The following is a 19,960-nucleotide window of genomic DNA, read 5'->3' on the forward strand; positions in this document are numbered from 1 at the left end:
CCAGCGCCAATGGTACTTAGACCGCAGGGTCTTGGGAGAGTAGGACGTCGCCAAGCACGAGAGACCTATCGCATGTGATGCGATAGGTTTTTTTGTTGTTTTTCGGTATGATAAGACAATAAGGAATAAGGAGGTAGATGAAATGGAGAAAGTTATTGAAATCAAACATATGAGTATTGAACAATTTGAGGAGAGCATGGCACTGTCGCAATTTGCTTTTCAATTCAAGAAGTCCGCGGAGGAACTGGAGCGGTCCAAAGAGCAGTTCGACGCTGAGCCGACTGTAAGGTACGCTGCCTATGTAGACCAGCAACTGGCTGCCCAAGCGGCAGTACTGGAGCTGCAAACTTTTATCGGTGGAAAGCCATTTGCTATGGGAGGACTTGCCGGAGTTGCGACATGGCCGGAGTATAGAAGACAAGGCTTAGTGGCACGGATTTTGGTCCAATCGTTAAAAGAGATGAGGTCTAAAGGACAGACCATTTCCTTCCTGCATCCGTTTGCGTTTGAATTTTACCGCAAATTTGGCTGGGAAACGTATACTGAAAATAAAATATATACGATAAACGCAGAACAATTACCTGCGCGAAGCAAGTATGAAGGGCACATCGAGCGTTTTGGCGGGAGCCTCAACGAATTGAATGAACTTTATGAAGCCTATGCTTCAAAGTACAATGGTTCTCTGGTTCGAACGGAGTTTTGGTGGAAATATCGCATCAATGCGAGAAAGCCAGGACAGATTGTTTTATATTATGATAAAAGCGGTTCGGCTCTTGGTTATTTGATCTATGAAGTTAAAGATTATCGATTAAGTGTACATGAGCTTATTTATTTAAATGAACAGGCAAGAGAAGCGTTATGGTCGTTTATTGCTCAGCATGATTCCATGATTAAGGAAGTAACGATTACCGTACCTTCCGATGATATGCTTCCGTATTTGTTATCGAATCCAAGAATTAAACAGGAGATTATCCCGTATTTCATGGCTCGCATTGTAGATGCCGAGGCTTTCATATCTCAGTATGATTTTGAAGCTGCAAGCGAGGATATTGAACTTTCGATTGAGCTTTCAGATGAGCTTGCCCCTTGGAATGATGGATGTTATTTGCTGCGCATAGCTGCATCCGGAAAGGCAACTTTAAGCAGGCAGGATGAAAATGAGAGGAAACTAGATGCAATTAAGCTCAATATTGGCTCGTTTACGGCCATGTTAATGGGCTATATCCGTCCGCTGCAATTATCCCAAATCGGTCGTATTCAAGGCGATATCTCTGGGATTAAACGCTTACAAGACCGTATTCCCGAACGAACGACGTATTTGCCTGACTTTTTCTAAAGAAATAGCGTTAATTCGATCTGTCATTTGGGGCATAAAGTGGATGTAACAAAGCTATTTATCAGCCTTGACAGCCCATACCCCCTCTGCTAATATTGCTAATAATATATGTGAGACGTACTTAAATTAAGGGAGGAACATACTCGTGTGGGAAACGAAATTCGCCAAAGAAGGGCTAACGTTTGACGACGTCCTGCTTATTCCGCGCAAATCAGAAGTGCTGCCTAGGGAAGTTGACATCTCGATTCGATTAAGCGAGAAGATTAAGCTAAATATTCCGCTCATTAGCGCAGGCATGGACACCGTTACAGAAGCCGCATTGGCGATTGCAATAGCGCGTGAGGGTGGTATCGGCATTATCCATAAGAACATGTCGATTGCACAGCAAGCGGAGGAAGTTGACCGCGTAAAACGTTCGGAGAGCGGCGTAATTACAAATCCGTTTTCGCTTACACCTGATCACCATGTTTATGACGCAGAAGAGCTGATGGGGAAATACCGCATCTCGGGTGTACCGATTGTTGATCAAGACAAGAAGCTTGTCGGCATTTTGACTAACCGCGACTTGCGATTCGTACATGATTATTCCATTAAAATAAACGAAGTCATGACACGTGACAACCTGGTAACGGCTCCTGTCGGCACGACGTTGCAGGAAGCTGAAGTGCTTCTACAGAAGCATAAGATCGAGAAGCTTCCGTTGATCGACGAATCCAATACGCTCAAAGGTCTGATTACCATTAAAGACATTGAGAAAGCGATCCAATTCCCGAATGCGGCAAAGGATCAGCACGGACGCTTGCTTTGCGGAGCAGCGGTTGGAATTTCCAAGGATACGATGGACCGTGCGGAAGCATTGGTACAATCCGGCATTGATGTACTCGTAGTTGACTCGGCACATGGACACCACATCAACATTCTGGATGCGGTTCGCAAGCTGCGTGCTACTTATCCGGATCTTACGATCATTGCAGGAAACGTTGCTACTGGTGATGCGACTCGTGACCTTATCGAAGCAGGCGCCTCTGTTGTTAAAGTGGGTATCGGTCCAGGCTCGATTTGTACGACTCGCGTTATTGCAGGAATCGGCGTTCCACAAATTACAGCGATTTACGATTGCGCAAGCGTAGCCCGCGAATACAACATTCCGGTTATCGCAGACGGCGGGATCAAATATTCCGGCGACATTACGAAGGCAATCGCATCGGGAGCAAGCGCGATTATGATCGGAAGCTTGTTCGCTGGTACTGCTGAGAGCCCAGGCGAAACGGAAATTTTCCAAGGGCGCAGCTTTAAGGTTTACCGCGGCATGGGTTCTCTTGGCGCAATGAAGGAAGGCAGCAAGGACCGTTACTTCCAAGAGAATGAGAATAAGCTGGTACCGGAAGGTATTGAAGGTCGTGTACCTTACAAAGGGCCACTTGCCGATACGGTGCATCAACTACTGGGCGGCTTGCGTTCTGGTATGGGCTACTGCGGTACGGCATCACTGGACGAGCTTAAGAATGATACGCAGTTTGTTCGTATTACAGGTTCAGGCCTTCGTGAGAGCCATCCGCATGATGTGCAAATCACGAAAGAAGCTCCGAACTACTCTCTATAATTCTTATTTTTTGAATAGCATTAGAACAAGACAAGGAAAGGCGAGCGAATCGCTAATCCTTGTCTTTTTTTTATGAAGGATTACTCATTTCTCTACGACCTACTAGAGGTTTAATTGTGAGGGTTTGATATGTTACAATTAACAACGGACAAACCAAGTGGGAAAAGGGGAGACGACGTTGAAGGATAAGGTAAGGCCGGTTCGGTTAAAGACGGTTATCGCTGCAAGTATGGCGGTATGGATGGTAATGCTGTCGCTTGGTTCTGCGGTAGTTATGGCAAATGGATATGAAGGAAGGCCCAGTACGGAAAATACTTTAGGCTTGCAAGTTAAAGCGGCTATTTTAATTGACGCGGATTCCGGTCAAGTTTTGTATGAAGTGAATTCAGAAGAACCGCTTCCTGCAGCAAGCATGACCAAGCTAATGACGGAATATATCGTTCTTGAAGAAATTTCGAATGAGCGTTTATCGTGGGACGAGGTTATTACAACCAGTGCGGAAGCAGCTTCTACGCCACCAGACGGATCATCGGTATTTCTAGCACAAGGCGATCAACATACGGTTTTGGATTTATATCGCGCTATGGCAGTAGGTTCCGCCAATGATGCAACGATTGCGCTTGCTTCGAAAATATCGGGAAGTGAGCAGGGCTTTGTTACTAAAATGAATGAAGTATCCAAACAGCTTGATTTGAAAACGGCTATATTTACAAGTGCTACAGGTTTATCAGAGACAACGGTTATTTCTGCGGCAGATATGGCTAAGCTGGCCCAAATTATTTTGAGAGAGCATCCGGAGTTTCTTGAATACTCAAAGCTGCAGGAATATAAATTCCGCGAGCGTGATAAAACAGCAATCGTTAACATTAACTGGATGCTGGGTACGAATGTAAATCAAAAAGGTTTGAAGCATTTGGCTTATGAAGGCGTGGATGGCATGAAAACCGGTTTCATCGATGCTGCTGGATATAACTTCACAGGTACGGTGAAACGCGGAGAGCAGCGCTTTATTAGCGTGGTTATGGATACTTCGTCGAAGTCGGCCCGTTTCAATGAAACAGCGAAGATGTACGATTACGGATTCGCGACGTTTGAGAAAAAAACGGTGCTCGCTCCAAAATCAGTGGTAGAAACAGTGAAAACGGTCAAGATTAAGAAGGGCAAGAAAAAATCATTGCCGGTTGTCACCGATAAAGATATTACGTTCATGGTTAAAAAAGGCGTTGAGCCAAAAATTGAGGTTGTATCGAGTGAAGTGAAGCCTGATACCGAGCTTGTCGCACCTATTCCTGTAGGAACCGTCGTGGGTACAGTCACTTACAAATACACGGACGATGAGAGCAAGCAAGAGCTTACTCGTACCGTTAACCTCATTACGACGGAGGATGGCCAGAAGGCAGGCTGGTTCCGCCTGATGTTCCGCGCAATTGGAGATTTTTTCGCTGGATTGTTTAACGGAATCGTCAATTTGTTCTAATCCGAGTACTAAACAAGGAAATAAAGTAAATCAAGGCTTGTCGATTAATCTTGGTTCCTGTAAAATCAATGGTTAGAACAACTGCGGTAATATACATTTTATTGGATGAAAATAGGAGGATTTGAAGCATGGAAACAGGTACATCGCGCGTAAAACGCGGCATGGCAGAAATGCAAAAAGGCGGCGTCATTATGGACGTTATGAGCGCCGAGCAAGCAAAAGTAGCAGAAGCAGCAGGGGCAACAGCAGTAATGGCGCTTGAGCGCGTCCCTTCCGAAATTCGCGCAGCTGGCGGAGTAGCTCGTATGGCTGATCCGACAATCGTTGAAGAGGTTATGAAAGTTGTTTCTATTCCGGTTATGGCAAAGGCTCGTATCGGGCATTATGTAGAAGCTAAAGTGCTCGAGTCCATGGGCGTTGACTATATCGATGAGAGTGAAGTGCTTACGCCAGCAGATGAAGTGTTCCACATCAGCAAGCATGAGTTTACCATTCCATTCGTATGCGGAGCAAAAGATCTTGGAGAAGCATTGCGCCGTATTCAAGAAGGAGCAGCAATGCTTCGTACAAAAGGCGAGCCAGGAACAGGCAACATCGTAGAGGCTGTTCGTCACCTTCGCTTGATCAATGGTCAAATTCGTAAAATTCAAGGTTTGTCGAAGGACGAGCTTTATCATGAAGCTAAGCTTCTCGGGGTAGCTTATGACTTGCTTCTTAACGTTCATGAGACAGGCAAGCTTCCAGTGGTTAACTTTGCGGCAGGCGGAGTTGCTACACCATCCGATGCGGCATTGATGATGCATCTTGGAGCAGACGGCGTATTTGTTGGGTCTGGTATTTTCACATCCGAGAATCCAGAGAAATTCGCTCGCGCTATCGTTGAAGCAACAACTCACTATCAAGATTACAAGCTAATTGCTGAAGTATCGAAAAACTTGGGAGCTGCTATGAAGGGGATCGAAATTTCCAAGCTAAACTCTTCAGAGCGCATGCAAGACCGCGGTATCTAATAGATGTAATATGCAGGTGCCGGCTTCGCGCGAATTGCGCTGCCGGCCCTTGCCCGTAAAGGAAGGCGAACAGAGCGATGAAGATAGGTGTACTTGCGCTTCAGGGCGCAGTGGCAGAGCATATACGAAGCTTGGAAGCGGCGGGCGCTGAGGCGGTCGCCGTTAAGCGGGTAGAGCAGCTAGATGAGCTGCAGGGACTTGTTATCCCTGGCGGCGAAAGCACAACCATCGGTAGACTAATGCGGAAATACGGTTTTATGGAAGCTATTGCGGATTTCTCCGCGCAAGGCAAACCGTTGTTTGGCACATGCGCAGGGCTTATCGTATTAGCAGACGAAATTGAAGGACAAGAAGACGCGCACCTTCGTCTTATGGACATGACTGTTGCGCGCAATGCCTTTGGCCGCCAGCAGGAAAGCTTTGAAACGGATTTATCGGTTAAAGGTATCGATGAGCCTGTACGAGCAGTGTTTATAAGGGCGCCTTTAATCAAGAAGGTTGGTTCGACTGTTGACGTATTGTCCACTTACCGGGACGAGATCGTAACGGCAAGGCAAGGCCATCTTCTGGCGGTTTCCTATCATCCGGAGCTGACGGACGATCATAGACTGCATGCTTATTTCGTCGATATGGTGAAAGAAGCAGCGGCAAGCAAAGCATAAACGTTTACAATAATAAAATTACTCCCTTCAGAGAGGGGCTTTTGAGTCGTGCTGGATGTTAAATTATTGAGAAATGAATTTGAGAAGGTTGAGAGAGCACTGCTAGATCGGGGGGCTTCACTCGATCTTATTGCTAATTTCCCTAAGCTTGATACAAGGCGCCGTGATCTCATCCAAGAAACCGAGCAATTGAAAAGCCGCCGTAACACGGTGTCTCAGGAAGTTGCTAAGCTCAAAAGAACAGGCGAAGACGCTGAATCGCTCATTATTGAAATGAGGGAAGTCGGCGATCGCATAAAAGAGCTGGACGATGAGCTTCGCGAGCTTGACGTTCAAGTGGAGGAGTTAACGCAAGCCATTCCTAACATTCCAAGCGAAAGTGTTCCGGTGGGCAAGTCCGAGGAGGACAATGTCGAGCTTCGCAAGCATGGGGAAGTGCCGAGCTTCGAGTTCGAGCCTAAACCGCACTGGGAGCTTGCACAATCGCTTGGTATTCTCGATTTCGAACGTGCGGCGAAAGTAACGGGTTCGCGCTTTACGTTCTACCGTGGCTTAGGCGCTCGTCTAGAGCGTGCACTGATCAGCTTTATGATGGACCTGCACAGCGACAAGCACGGCTACGAAGAGATCCTGCCGCCTTATATCGTCAACCGTGATAGTTTGGTCGGCACCGGCCAGCTTCCTAAATTTGAAGAGGATCTGTTCAAAATCTCGGATTCGGATTATTTCCTTATTCCAACGGCTGAGGTTCCAGTGACGAATCTGCACCGCGAAGAGATTTTGACTTCGGAAGAGCTTCCTAAATATTTTGTTGCATACAGCTCTTGCTTCCGTTCAGAGGCAGGTTCCGCAGGACGCGATACGCGCGGCTTGATCCGTCAGCATCAATTCAATAAGGTTGAGCTGATCAAGCTGACGAAGCCTGAGGATTCTTATGACGAGCTGGAGAAAATGACGGCTAACGCGGAGAAGGTTTTGCAGCTGTTAGACTTGCCTTACCGAGTTCTGACGCTTTGTACGGGCGATATGGGCTTTACAGCAGCCAAAACGTATGACCTTGAGGTATGGCTGCCGAGTGCAGGTACATACCGCGAAATTTCATCCTGCTCGAATGTCGAGGATTTCCAAGCTCGCCGCGCGGGAATTCGTTTCCGCAGGGATACGAAGAGCAAGCCGGAGTTCGTTCACACCTTGAATGGCTCAGGTCTGGCTGTTGGCCGTACTTTTGCAGCGATTATTGAAAATTTCCAGCAAGCAGACGGTTCTGTGATCGTACCGGAAGTTCTGCGTCCTTATATGGGTGGAATCAGCAAGATTGAAGCAAGCAAGCTGTAAAATTTTTTTGCCACACGGTCAAAATAGAGTTGCAATTTTATTTTGACCTGTGGTACAATCTTTCTTGTGACAATTACATGTGGAGAGATACCGAAGCGGTCATAACGGGGCAGTCTTGAAAACTGTTAGGGTGCAAGCCCACGTGGGTTCGAGTCCCACTCTCTCCTCCATATTTTAATCAGACAAGTTCAGACGCTTAGCGTTTGGGCTTTTTTTGTTATGTTTGGCTTCGTATAAAATAAAGTCGCTCTTCGCATGTTATACGTTGTGGAGGTGCTTTATCAAATGGGTAAATCAGATGAACTGCAAATGAATCAAGAAAATTTGGCAGATGCTTGGCGGCATACGCTGCCGGAAACACTAAACGAAGCAGACCGCTGCAAAGTGCTTCCGGATGAGGCGGATGCGAAAGCACTGCGTGTGACGATTGAAACCGCTGGGCATCAAATGTATTCATTCGATTTTAAAGTAACGTATGTAGACAGCCGTGAAGTGAAGGTCGAGTTGATCGACGTAGAGAAGGATAAGGTATCGGTTGACGAACGAGGAGAAATCATCCAAGAGTTAATTCAAGATTACACCAGACATTTGCATGAATGTGCGCAGGCGCTGCAGCGTTTGACGCATGTTTAGAGGGGACATTCACTTATGACAAAAGCCAAAGGGTTTGCCGATAAAAATTTGACGAATGTGGTAGAGGCTCTGGATCATGAGGCAGTCAATAGCCATCAGGCACAGCAGTTGCAGCAGGATAAAAACGACCGGCGTCACCAAGACGCGCTGAACCACGATAAGCCAACCGATTTGCTTCACCAGAAAGATTAAAGGAGGAGTTCAGCTTGTCAAAGCCAGATAGCATTCCTGTACCCGAAAGCAATCCGAATTCCGGCAAATCCAAACAAAATAGCGGTGGCGGACAGCAAGCGCCGTTATCTGGATCGAAAAAAACGAAGCAGCGCAATCATGTGGACCATCATAATCCAGAAGGTTCATAAATCGATACTTTGGTCCTGAAAATGAATAGATCAAACGTCCCGTTTCGATAAATCGAAACGGGATTTTTTGGATATAACTTCTAAAAGGTGCTTATTTAGTATAGAATGGAGGTGCTCATAAAAAGATAGGGGAGGAACTTATTACATGAAGAAAGTACAGAAAATAGCGGTTCTTTTGTTAGCCGTTATTTTAGTGGTCATTGCAGGTTGCAGCTCCGGGAAACCGCCTAAAGCAGCATTGCAATCCGCTATGACGAAGATTTCAGAGGCGGACTCATATGCATTAAAAATGTCATTTGGTTTGGACGAATTAGAAATTCCGCAGGATGCGGCGATTGAGGGCGATATGGCTGCTACAGCAGCGATCGTGGGCATGCTTAAGGATGCTGCAATTACCGTGGATGCCGTTTACCAGAAAAATCCTATGCGAACCGATATGAATATGCAAATTGTCATTCCAGGCGACATGGAGATGAAGCTGACGGTACCGATGATTATGACGGAAGAAACGTTATATGTGAAGGTGCCGCAAATTCCGATGCTGCCGCTGCCTGAGACGATCACGGGCAAATTCATTAAGATTGATCTCAAGGAGCTCGCTGAGCAGCAGGGAGCCGCTGAGATTGATGTAGAAGCGCAGCAGAAGCTAGGCAAGGAACTTGGCGAAGTATTGCTGAAGAATTTTGACGAGAAGACCTATTTTAGCCAGCCTAAAGCGGAAGATGCGGGCTTGCCTGCAGATTACAAAGCAGATCAGGTTGTAGCGTTTGAAATTAACGAGAGCAATTATCCTCAAACCGTTGACACGATTGTCAATAAAGCATTGCCTGAGGTGCTTGACGTGCTTCTGAAGAATGAAGCGACTTTGAAGACATTGACGCTTGAGAAAGCGGATATCGAGAAGTTTAAAACGGACCTGGAAGCGAACAAAGCAGAAATCTTGGATACGTTGAAAAACAACGTCAAAATCAATACGCTTAAAGCGACTGCCGCTATTTCCGACGGGTACCTGTCCTATCAAGCAGGCAAGCTGAACTTTGAGGCTTCTGATGAGGCAAGCGGCCAAAAAGTGAAGCTCGGCATGCACTTTGACGTGATTTATTCGGATATCAACAAAAAACCAACGTTTGAAGAAATTCCGGCTGATGCGATTACGCTGGATGAGCTAACACAAATGTTCCAGCTCCCAACGGGGCTGTAATCCGGTAGGAAACAGAAGCATTCCTTTTTAAAGGATGCTTCTTTTTTTTGAAGAATAGGATCGTATACGTTTCTAGCGGCTTGTTTTATTAGGGAAGCCTCTATATACTAATACATAGATATTCGATGTATAGATTTCCGATACATAGGAGGAGGCCATTGTGAAAATTAATAAGGAACTTATGAAGGGAAGTACCGTCATTTTGATTTTGACACTTTTGGAGCGCAAGGAAATGTACGGCTATGAGATGACGAAGGAAATTGAGCGGAGCTCTAGCGGCGTATTTACGTTTAAAGAAGGGACGTTATATCCCATCCTGCATACCCTTGAGCTTGAGCAGCTCGTTGAGTCTTACTGGAACGAGGAAGGCGGCCGTAAACGGAAGTATTATCGCATTACGGAGCGGGGGAGAGGACAACTCGAGGAAAAGAAACAGGAGTGGACATTATTTCGCACAACCGTGGATCGGGTAATCGGGGAGGGCCAAGCATGAGCCGACAGAATAGCCCGAAATCCGTCGACTCTTTCATTGAGCAAGTATGTAGCCATGTAAAGGCTAAAGATGTGCATCCCGATATCCAATTGGAGATGAAGAGTCATCTGGAGGATTTAGTGGAGGATAAGCTTAGCGAAGGGTTGAGTCATGAAGAGGCTACCCGGCAGGCATTAGACCAGATGGGTCATCCAGATCAAATTGGCAAGCAGCTGCATGCTGCTCATAAACCGGTCATGGAATGGAGCCTGGCCGTGATTGCAGCGGTTATGGTGGGAATAGGGCTGCTTGTGATGTACGCGCTGCAGATTGGATACAGCGGGCAAGACAGTGGGATACCTAGTCATTTTTATGGCTATTTATTCATTAATAAAGCATTTTATTCAGGGATAGGCGTATTACTTCTTGTTGTTATTTGCTTTCTGGACTATCGGAAAATAAGGAAATACTCGTGGCATCTTTATTTCGTGTCCATAACGTTAATGTTAGCTTGTTCGGTTATTGGAACTGAAATTAATGGCGCAAAGCGATGGATAGCAGTCGGTGGTTTTGCCTTTGATATCTATGCCCTTTCTACTTATCTTTTTCTGATTGCGGCATCCGGCATGCTGTTAGGACAAAGGAACATAAAACGGAGTACATACCGTAATGTGGGAGAGCTCATAATGATGAGCTTGATCTACATTGTGGTGCCAACATTATTGTATATGAAAGGGAATTCTTTTTTTGATTTTATTGGTTACGGGATTGGTCTTACGTTTTTATTGTTAGTTGTTGTTAAGGCGTACAAATTGTTTTTTGCAGGAATGGCATCTTTTCTTTTTATTGTAATAGGTGTAATGCTGTCTTCGGGATATCGGATTCAAAATGCATTTGAGCGGTATTCTTCTTTCTTTATGTGGACGGACCCGGAAGGCTTGGGATATCAACGGCAGAACGCCATTGATGCGGTTCTGAATGCAGGCATGTGGGGACATGGCTTTGGGGTACTAAATGACAAGATGCGTTATTTGCACAGCGATATGGTGTTTAGCTATATCATCTATAGTTTTGGGTGGGTTTTCGGCAGTCTATTGTTATTGTTGACCTTGTTATTTCTATTTAAATCGTTCAGTGCCATCAGAGGCTTAAAAGATCCGTATGCCAGGGCGATTGGACTCTCCATATTATCCATTATTAGCTTTCGATTTATTTGGAATATCTTAATGACACTAGGGATCGTACCGATTGCAGATCTTAACATGCCATTTGTATCTTATGGAGGGGTTAGTGGCATTCTTGAATTAATGGCGATGGGGATGATTCTGAGCGTTTGCCGGAGAAGGAATATGGTAAGTGGGCTCAACCGTGAAGTTCAGATGTAACAAATGAAGGGCTGTCCAGCAGGAAATCAACTGCGAGGACAGCCCTTATGTTTGATTAGAAGCTGCCAGGAGCAGGCGGGTACGGAGATGTCGGATAGTTGTCCTTCTTGGATGCTGCCCAGAAAAGAATGGCTGCCGTCGCGAGGTGCATGATCATGCCTAGAATTGGAATCCAAGCAAGAACTGAGGTGATGATGCCCAAAACACTGCCTACGACTGGTTTATTATGCTGAGAGCAAAATACTAAGGTTACGATATGAAGAACAAGTGTCGCAAATAGAACCGTGTATCCTGACAAAATTACAATCGACCCGCCCAGGAGAGGAATACCCAAAATGGCTTCAATAATTGCGGTAACGAGAAGCATTGTGCCTGCGGCTTTCATATGTTTACCCCCTTGTTTATTGATTTAAGATATTTAGGGCAGAATATGCAAAACCATTTGTAATTTTGTTGACTGCCTTTCTTTTTGTACGCAGCAAGCGTCGTTAAGGTTACAGATTTCCAAATCCTTGCGGATTAAAGCAGGGATTGCCTATGAAAAAGACCTTGCCGCTAGGCAAGGTCCGACTCAATCCTAAGCATATGAATGAATAGCTAGTTACTTCAAAAATTTACCGATAATTCCGCCGAGACCGCCGCTTTCTTGTCCTTGCAGCTGTCCTTGGTTATGCCCTTGGTTTCCTCCAAAAGTGTTGCCAAAAGCGCTGCTTTGTTCCTGAGGCTGGTAGCGTTTATCATCCATTCCGAACTTTACGCCGCTCTCACGCTCGAATGGCTGTACAATGACAACTTGGTTAGGGTCGCTGAACTCATACATATAGGACTCGCCTGAGGTTTGGCCGATTAATGTTTTCCAGTTCACGTCAATCTTAACCTTAGGGGCAGAGCCTGTCCAAGCAACGATGGCATCGGGATCTACACGACAAGGGCCTTGCAGCACTAATGGGTTACCATTCGTCTTGACGGCAACCTGTGCGCCATGGCCGTTATAGGTCAGCTTAGACGTAAATAAGCCGCGCTGGGAAAGAACGCCTGAACCAATGATCGTTACGCCATAATGACAAGTTTCTGTGAATGCAAGCAGATCCTCGCTCTCGACGCTAACGCTTTGCCAAGGGCCGCCTTGCTCCAAATTGATGATCGTTACATGTGAATTTTGGTCAGCAAGGTAAACCGTGCCTTGCCCCTCAACCTCCATAATTTCGAGGTTTTCTCCCGTTACTTTACGCATGCCGTGATTAATGACTTGGCCGATAACATTTCCGGAATTAGTTCCTAATAGTCGTTTGGAATATTTAAATTTACTGTTATAGGCTTGATCAGCGACCATAGATCCTTTTTTGGCAAAGAAATGGCCTTGACCCTCTGCTTTAAGGAACAGCTCGCGTTCTACTTGAAATTGAAACGGCATAACGGGTTACCTCCAATGATAGGGAAATGAAATGCGGTAAATGAAAAAAAATGAATTACATTGCGCCGTAGTGAGCGCAGATACCGGCCAAATCTAGCGTTAAGCCAGTGCCGATAGCGTTGAACTTCCACTCATTTCCGTGGCGGTAGACCTCGCCCGCCAAAATGGAGATGGAAGTGGAATAATCCTCAGATAGATCAAATCTGCAAATCTCTGATCCGTTAGCTTGATTCACGATACGAATATAGGCATTGGACACTTGTCCAAAATTTTGATTTTTACGGATAGCTTCATCGATGGTTACCGTAAATACAATTTTTTGAATATCAAGCGATACTCGGGACAATTGAATTTCAACGGATTCATCGTCGCCGCTTCCTTGACCGTCGCGGTTGTCCCCTTTATAGCGGATGGAGCCGTCCGGGCTAACCATATTATTGTAAAAGACGATATGGCTGGAGGATGGAACTGTGTTAGTCTGGCCTAGCAAAAACACCTCGGCATCTAAATCATAGCTCTGACCCTGCAGCGTATTCGTGTCCCAGCCAAGTCCGATTTTCAGGAAATCAAGACCGGCATTGCCTTTGGTCAAATCCAGCTTCTGTCCTTTGGTAAGAACAAGTCCCCCGCCTGGGCTAGCTTGAGGCGCGGGTGCTGCACCGAAACCGTTATTGGGCGCTCCGCCCGGAAAACCGCCTTGCTGGCCGCCGCCCTGTTGAATACCGCCCTGTTGAATACCGCCCTGCTGGATACCGCCCTGCTGGATACCGCCCTGCTGGATACCGCCTTGCTGGATACCGCCCTGCTGGATACCGCCTTGCTGGATACCGCCTTGCTGAATACCGCCCTGCTGGATACCGCCTTGGCCTCCAAGGTTGTTGGATGGCCTTCCTGAATTGAAATTAATCCCCATGCTAATTGCCTCCTCAAAGCGTAATGAAATAAGTTTTTTGTTGGTTTGTGTTGGTGAAAAATGTAACTTTTGTAGAACGATATGAAACTATTTGTAGTATAGCAGATTGGAATGGAAGATGTTAATTGATTGTTTCGCCTTTCTTGTCGAAGTCTGGCATATCGGGCAAAGCAAACAAAAAAAGCCTCGCCTTATATCGAGACTTTAAGATTAACGAACGGCCGTAGTAGAGGCTGTTCTTATTAAGAGGCAAACCATTCATGGCTTCGTGAAAATGCCAGTATTATAAGCAGATATTCGCCTATTGATTTCATTGCGTATGTATTCGTGGGAGAAGGCTGCGGTTTCTTCGAATCCACGACAATTATAGCGATAGCTAACATTGCCGTTAGAATGGCTATCCTTACAAACGGTAATTCCGCTGCGGATCAGCAACCGGGTGTTCAGGGTTAAGTCGGCTTTCATTTGCATCATAACCAGATCTGCTGCCCTAGCAAAAATAGAACGCAGCGCCCGCGCTTTACGATCCAGCTCGCGTCGATTGCGCTCAACAACAATGAGTGCTAGCGGAAGCACAATGGATTCCTGTATCAGCTGGATATCTTCAATTGATGGCGGGTAGTGGAGAGCAGGGTCATTCAACTCGGTTAACGGCATAGCCATATGTTAATCACCTCAAGGACATTATATGCGAACAAATGTTCTGTAGTCAACCTACCTATGACCTAAACAATAAAAAGGGCTCCGCTACTAGCAATTATTTAGGCTGAAACGACTGCCTTCACTATATCCAACTTTTGAATGCAGCGGAATTTACATGAAGTATCGGGCTCGGGAATGCTTTTTAACTCGGGTCCTCACGTTGACCCCATCCCCCCATTTTTCCACTTCGCAATCGTCTGAACTGTGTTCAGATTCCATTTAGATCCGTCTTGTAAGATCAGTAATTGACTGCAAGTTGAAAGATTATGAGGAGGAAAATTGAACTTGTATAAACGCCTATTAAGTCTGTTGCTATTTTCTTGTATACTCTTAACCGCAATCACTCCTGGGATTTCTGCTGCTTCACCGACTTCTGTCGAACCTGTGGCAGCAACCAAAACGACTGCGCAGCCCGCGCCTCAAAGCTTGTTTGAGGACGTGACACCCTCGGCCTGGTTCTACGATGCGGTCATGTATGTCAAGCAGAATGGCCTATTCAGCGGCACAAGCAAAGATCTCTTTTCGCCGGACGCAACTATGAGTCGTGCCATGTATGTTACTGTGCTTGGGCGAATCGCTAAAGTAGATGCAAGTCAATACAAAACTTCCGCATTTATAGATGTGCAGCCGGGCGATTGGTATGCGCCTTATGTGCAATGGGCAATCGAAAGCGGCATTACAAGTGGAACCGGCAGCAACAGATTTTCGCCGGACGTCGCTATTTCGAGAGAACAGATGGCAACGCTGACAGTAAAGTATTTTGAAAGCGATGGAATTCCTTATCAAGCAAACGATAGCACGTCGACGCCTGACGACATATCCGACATTTCTCCATGGGCGGTTGATGCGGCGGAAAAGCTTTGGCAAGCCGGTTTGTTTACTGGAGATACAAACGGCAGTTTCCAACCGCGTTCAAAGGCGACTCGCGCTGAAGCGGCTGCGCTTTTTATGCGTATGGACAAAGTCGCGAGGGCCAGCGATAGCATAACCTATACGGTTGCGTTTGACCCGAACGGCGGCTCGCCGATCGACAGCTTGAGTCTGAATCGAGGCGAATCGCTGAATCAGCTTCCACTCGCATTCAAGCAGGGCTCCATTTTCAATGGCTGGTATAAAGATCGTGCATTTACACAACCGGTAATGAAACACGATACCGTCAAGAGCGACATAACCTTGTATGCCAATTATATGGCATCGCCTGATGATGCTGTGAAAATCACTCCGAATGCATATGCAATGGAGCAGGCGCCAAACTTTAAGATCGCGGTGAAAGATTCTACAGGTAAAATGACGGCGGCGGCCGTTCAAGCCGGCATGACATTCAAATCTCCGTCCAATTCTGATTTTGCAGGAATTGCGGTAACCGGCTCGAACGGCAGCTTTACTGTAGCAGCAAAAAATGGTGGATTCGAAGAGGGCAGCACCTATCAAATCACTTTGAATGATACAAGCCTTACTTTTACAGGCAAAGACGCAACAACCAGAAATTATATTTTTAGTATTGCCAAACAAGAGGTCATGCGGTTGCCTCTAAATCCTTACATGATTTATTTAAAGTTTTCCGATATTTCTCAGATGAGTCAGAATGGCGTATCCGTGGCTTCCCCTTCGATCGCTGTAATGAGCGCAAACGTTGGCGGTGGATCGGGGCAGAACCCGTCCCCTGCTGCGAGTGGTAGCTTTCGATATGGCGGAAATACGCGTTTAAAAGTGGGCGATACCGTCTCCGTTTATGAAGGGACCCGCCCCGATCTGCGCACTTTGAATACGTCCGATGATGGAGATATCGCCTATGTTGCGATTACTGCGATCAACGGGAATATCTATTCCTACACCGGCGCAAACCCGATGAACGTTCTGCTTAAACCGAACGTGCTGCCAGTCGATCCTGCGTCAGACACCGATGGGGACAGGACGAACCGCTCCATCACGGTCGCTCCGGCGTCGATGGATTATTCCGACGCCAAATATGCGCCTATGGGTCTTAACGCCGCTACCGTTGCTAGAGTCGGGGACTACCTTGCGCTCGTCAATATGCGTACGGGAGCTTCTTCAGGCTACGGGAAAGTGACGTCTATCTCAAGCTCAGAGAATCAGTATGTCATTGCTTATACGGATGCGACACAAGATGACATTACTCACGCCCTTAATTTCTATAAGCAGGAAACGATTGACGGAGCCGACCTGTTGTCGCAATCTGAGATCACTGCTTTGGAGAATCAAATTAAGCGACAAGCGCTGGCAAGCGGCTTTGTCGATGAAGCAGCAAACCAATTGTCAGCCGCCGCTTTGCAAACCGATAGCTTCAAAACGTTGAGCGCAGCCAGTGTACCAACACCCTTGCGGAACGGCAAAAAACCGGAAGTCCGTACCCTCTCCTTGGATCCGAGAGAAGAGAATGCGGACGTCACTTTGCATAACTTGCAGGTTTCAGCAAACGTTGGCACGACGTTATCCCATTTTCAGGGGAAATCTGGTATGCGTCTTAATCTCGCAGTTTCAAGCGATATTCAAGTTTCGACAGGTGCGAAAAACGATATCCTTATCCATATGAACGCTGCATTTACGGAAGAAATCGCCTTGAGCGTGGGCGTGAACGGCAACACGGTATGGGGATATATTGATCTGGGACTTTTCGATCTTCCGTATCCCAAGGATTATCAAGCAAGCGCCAACCTGGACGCCTTCACGTTTACAAGCATTGACGCTTCTGCGCAGATCGGCACTGTAGCAGCGGATACTCCGCTTGACGCTTACGCGAATATCTGGAATACTGCCAAAAACAAAGTAGACATCAAGGCACAGCTGAAAGCGGTTCTGGAGCAGTCTCCTTCCACACCGGCCACGGTAAACGTCAATACGTTGGTGGAAAGCTATCAAGCCATGCTGGAGAACGAGACGGATTGGGTTGACCTTGTTGAAGAAGAAATCTTCGAATACGACAAACACCTTTTAATGGGTCTCCTTCATATCAACTTTAAAGGGAATTTTGTCATTAGCATGAATCCGAATATTGCCTTGGGAATCGGCTTCAGCTATGAATCCGCGAAAAGATATACAGCCAGCTTTAAACTCAGCGAAGGGTCGCCTTCTTTCGGAACGGTAGACTTGCCAGGCGACGGCACCTATGACTTTTATTTCTATGTGATGGGAACGCTGGGGTTAAAAGCAGGGATTCGTCTCGACTTGGCAGCAGGTTTGTTCCATGTCGAATTGGATAGTGTCGGGATCACGGCAGAGGGGGGTGCTTACCTTCAGCTCTACGGGTATTTCTATTACGAGATCTCATCTTCGGCAAAGGCAAAAACGTTAGGAGCGCTGGTTCTGGAAATCGGCATGTATGTGGAGGCAGAGTGGGGGGCGCAGATCTTCGGCGGGTCAATCTCGTATTCCGACCTCTTTTATAGTGAGTACTGGCCGCTTTATAGAGCCGGCACGCCGACTGGTCATTTCATCGATTTCGCCTATGAAGAAAAAGAAGCGCCTTCCTTTGTCGCCTTTGAGGGGAAAACCTTCCCATCAATCGATGACGCTTTTAAGCTGAAAGATTTGAATCTGATAACGGGCGAAATCATTACGGGTAAAGATCGTCCTGAGAATTACACCATTAGTTTCAATAATAATAAGTTTACGTACGATTCGAAGACATCCCGTGTAACCGTATCGCCAACAGCCGCGGATGATATTCTAACCAGCAGGATGACCGTAACGTGGAAGGGCTCAACAACGGGTTTAAATTCCCTTCCCTACTCGCGCAATATTGATTTGACCTGGTACAAGAGCGGATACGGCTCTATCCATTTGAATCCTAATGTTCTAGTATCAGACGAAATTCAATTGTACAGTTTCGGTCGGGTTGTCCTGCCGGTCAAAGCGTCAGTCAAAAAAGAAAAGAGATTAACAAACGTGCCCAAAGTGACTGGGTTTACATTCAAGGGTTGGGCTTTGGATGCTGCAGGAACGAAGCCCTACATCATTCCTGACACTATGCCATCAGGAAATATAACGCTTTATGCGCAATGGACACCGCACACCAATATACCCTACTTAGTCGATTACATTACGGTCGATCCCAATACAGGGGACCGCACCACCAAGAAAAAAAACACCTTTTCCGGTACGGCAGGAGCTTCTGTTTCACCGGAACCGATAAAAATCGAAGGATATGATACACCGCCAACACGAACCATTATAATAGCCGGAACCGGTTTATCGAAACTGAGCTACGAATACTTGCCTGCCACGCGCAAAATGACTTTCTATGCCGACCCGAGCGGAACTTCGATCGTTTATTCAGCCAGAAGCTTTTCAGCGATACCGGGCAGTGCAGTACCGAATTTCTCCAAGCCGGGTTATACCTTTGCTGGCTGGTCACAGGCAATTCCAAGCATGATGCCGTCAAGCGACACTACTTATACAGCAACTTGGAAGTTACGGAACGATATGCCCTACCGTGTTTCGGACAGACTGCAGGGTCTCGGAAGCACCTCGCTTTACGTTGAAGTCGGCACGGGAAGCTTCCAAGGCACAACCGGCGCAATTGCGGAACCAGCGACCCAGCTGTATCCCGGCTTTACCTATGACCATAGCACAGCCTATGACAGCAGTGGCAAAGCATTGGCATCGAGTACGGTTGCAGCCGATGGAAGCCTCACGACCGTGCGTTATTACACACGTAACAGCTACAATTTGACGTTTGATGCAAATGGAGGTGCTGGTGGCTCCAAAGCTCAAGTTCAGTACGGCGCTGCCATACAGGCGCCAACCGTAACGAGGTCAGGCTGTTCTTTCACCGGTTGGTCCCCTGTGATGGCAAGCACGATGCCGGCTCAAGACACATCCTATGCCGCACAATGGTATTGTTCGCCGCCGGCACCAACACCGGCACCAACACCGGTACCAACGCCAGTGCTTAGCGACGCTAAGTTGGTTTTGACCAATGTGAACGGGAATGTGAGTGGGAGCAGCCTTTCGGTTCCAAGCGCTCTGACCGTAGGTCAGTTGTTGAGCGGGTTAACGTTATCCCCGCACGCTGCCGCAAGCGTGTTGGATCAAGACTTGGTACCTGTAACCGATGAGACGTCCGATATCTCTTCAGGTATGATCGTACGTGTTACTGCACAAAATTCGTCTACTGCGGATTATCTTATTCTGTACAACGATGTTACTTTGACCTCGCTATCGTCCAGCTATCAAATTGATCCGGTCGCGGGAACGATTACCGTGCCTCTGTATACGTATTATGGCAGCTTCACTTATGCTGTTATCGGACCGCTGAATGGAAGCTATAAAGCTTATCATCAGGACAATACAGAGATTACACACGATAATCTGCGAAACACCGATAGGCTAATCGTAACCGCACAGGACGGCAGTCAAAAGACGTATATCTTTGTCATACAGTAAGTTCATAGACAGACATGGCATGTAATAATGAAATCTCCCGCACCTGGTC

At 46.7% G+C, this 19,960-nt stretch carries 16 protein-coding genes, 1 tRNA gene and 1 pseudogene; 14 read left to right on the forward strand and 4 right to left on the reverse strand.

What is annotated here, in order from left to right; translation table 11 throughout:
• Window positions 1-142: 142 nt before the first annotated feature.
• From FJQ58_RS01225 to FJQ58_RS01280, 13 genes are all read left to right on the forward strand, one after another.
• On the forward strand, window positions 143-1,336 hold the full coding sequence (locus FJQ58_RS01225; protein WP_238403686.1) for a GNAT family N-acetyltransferase: 1,194 nt from the start codon (window positions 143-145) through the stop codon (window positions 1,334-1,336).
• Between the two features lie 145 nt (window positions 1,337-1,481).
• Entirely contained in the window at window positions 1,482-2,939 is a 1,458-nt protein-coding gene (gene guaB, locus FJQ58_RS01230) for an IMP dehydrogenase (RefSeq protein WP_139990637.1), read from the forward strand.
• Window positions 2,940-3,117: 178 nt separating this feature from the next.
• Complete coding sequence (locus tag FJQ58_RS01235) at window positions 3,118-4,416, forward strand: D-alanyl-D-alanine carboxypeptidase family protein (RefSeq protein ID WP_238403688.1); 1,299 nt, start codon at window positions 3,118-3,120, stop codon at window positions 4,414-4,416.
• Window positions 4,417-4,544: 128 nt separating this feature from the next.
• The gene (pdxS, locus tag FJQ58_RS01240; RefSeq protein ID WP_139990638.1) at window positions 4,545-5,426 is read left to right on the forward strand and encodes a pyridoxal 5'-phosphate synthase lyase subunit PdxS; all 882 of its coding nucleotides are present in this window, start codon (window positions 4,545-4,547) and stop codon (window positions 5,424-5,426) included.
• A 77-nt stretch (window positions 5,427-5,503) separates the two neighbouring features.
• A complete protein-coding gene (gene pdxT, locus FJQ58_RS01245) occupies window positions 5,504-6,088 on the forward strand; it encodes a pyridoxal 5'-phosphate synthase glutaminase subunit PdxT (RefSeq protein ID WP_139990639.1) in 585 nt (194 codons plus the stop codon).
• A 48-nt stretch (window positions 6,089-6,136) separates the two neighbouring features.
• On the forward strand, window positions 6,137-7,423 hold the full coding sequence (gene serS, locus FJQ58_RS01250; protein WP_139990640.1) for a serine--tRNA ligase: 1,287 nt from the start codon (window positions 6,137-6,139) through the stop codon (window positions 7,421-7,423).
• An 81-nt stretch (window positions 7,424-7,504) separates the two neighbouring features.
• A tRNA-Ser gene (locus FJQ58_RS01255) sits at window positions 7,505-7,593 on the forward strand.
• A gap of 115 nt (window positions 7,594-7,708) precedes the next feature.
• The gene (locus tag FJQ58_RS01260; protein WP_139990641.1) at window positions 7,709-8,056 is read left to right on the forward strand and encodes a hypothetical protein; all 348 of its coding nucleotides are present in this window, start codon (window positions 7,709-7,711) and stop codon (window positions 8,054-8,056) included.
• 15 nt (window positions 8,057-8,071) lie between these two features.
• The gene (locus tag FJQ58_RS32485) at window positions 8,072-8,248 is read left to right on the forward strand and encodes a hypothetical protein (protein ID WP_202915188.1); all 177 of its coding nucleotides are present in this window, start codon (window positions 8,072-8,074) and stop codon (window positions 8,246-8,248) included.
• 14 nt (window positions 8,249-8,262) lie between these two features.
• The gene (locus tag FJQ58_RS01265; RefSeq protein ID WP_139990642.1) at window positions 8,263-8,418 is read left to right on the forward strand and encodes a small acid-soluble spore protein P; all 156 of its coding nucleotides are present in this window, start codon (window positions 8,263-8,265) and stop codon (window positions 8,416-8,418) included.
• Between the two features lie 145 nt (window positions 8,419-8,563).
• Window positions 8,564-9,619, forward strand: a complete 1,056-nt coding sequence (locus FJQ58_RS01270; protein WP_139990643.1) for a hypothetical protein — start codon at window positions 8,564-8,566, stop codon at window positions 9,617-9,619.
• A 160-nt stretch (window positions 9,620-9,779) separates the two neighbouring features.
• Entirely contained in the window at window positions 9,780-10,112 is a 333-nt protein-coding gene (locus tag FJQ58_RS01275; RefSeq protein WP_139990644.1) for a PadR family transcriptional regulator, read from the forward strand.
• A complete protein-coding gene (locus FJQ58_RS01280; RefSeq protein WP_139990645.1) occupies window positions 10,058-11,476 on the forward strand; it encodes an FtsW/RodA/SpoVE family cell cycle protein in 1,419 nt (472 codons plus the stop codon). Before FJQ58_RS01275 ends, FJQ58_RS01280 begins: the two co-directional genes overlap by 55 nt.
• 55 nt (window positions 11,477-11,531) lie before the next feature.
• Here the strand turns inward: FJQ58_RS01280 and FJQ58_RS01285 are convergent, their stop codons facing one another.
• The 4 genes and pseudogenes from FJQ58_RS01285 to FJQ58_RS01305 form a co-directional block, all read right to left on the reverse strand.
• Window positions 11,532-11,861, reverse strand: coding sequence for a hypothetical protein (locus FJQ58_RS01285; protein ID WP_139990646.1), 330 nt, complete (start codon window positions 11,859-11,861; stop codon window positions 11,532-11,534).
• A 216-nt stretch (window positions 11,862-12,077) separates the two neighbouring features.
• Complete coding sequence (locus tag FJQ58_RS01290; RefSeq protein ID WP_139990647.1) at window positions 12,078-12,890, reverse strand: AIM24 family protein; 813 nt, start codon at window positions 12,888-12,890, stop codon at window positions 12,078-12,080.
• 55 nt (window positions 12,891-12,945) lie between these two features.
• A pseudogene (locus FJQ58_RS32775) lies at window positions 12,946-13,506 on the reverse strand (TerD family protein); the annotation flags it as partial.
• Between the two features lie 555 nt (window positions 13,507-14,061).
• Window positions 14,062-14,466, reverse strand: a complete 405-nt coding sequence (locus FJQ58_RS01305; RefSeq protein ID WP_139990648.1) for a YhjD family protein — start codon at window positions 14,464-14,466, stop codon at window positions 14,062-14,064.
• A 324-nt stretch (window positions 14,467-14,790) separates the two neighbouring features.
• On the opposite strand from FJQ58_RS01305, the gene FJQ58_RS01310 reads away from it, so the two are divergent.
• Window positions 14,791-19,911, forward strand: a complete 5,121-nt coding sequence (locus FJQ58_RS01310; protein ID WP_162341242.1) for an InlB B-repeat-containing protein — start codon at window positions 14,791-14,793, stop codon at window positions 19,909-19,911.
• Window positions 19,912-19,960 lie beyond the last annotated feature (49 nt).

This window comes from Paenibacillus paridis, assembly GCF_006345825.1.
Taxonomy (GTDB): Bacteria; Bacillota; Bacilli; order Paenibacillales; family Paenibacillaceae; genus Pristimantibacillus; species Pristimantibacillus paridis.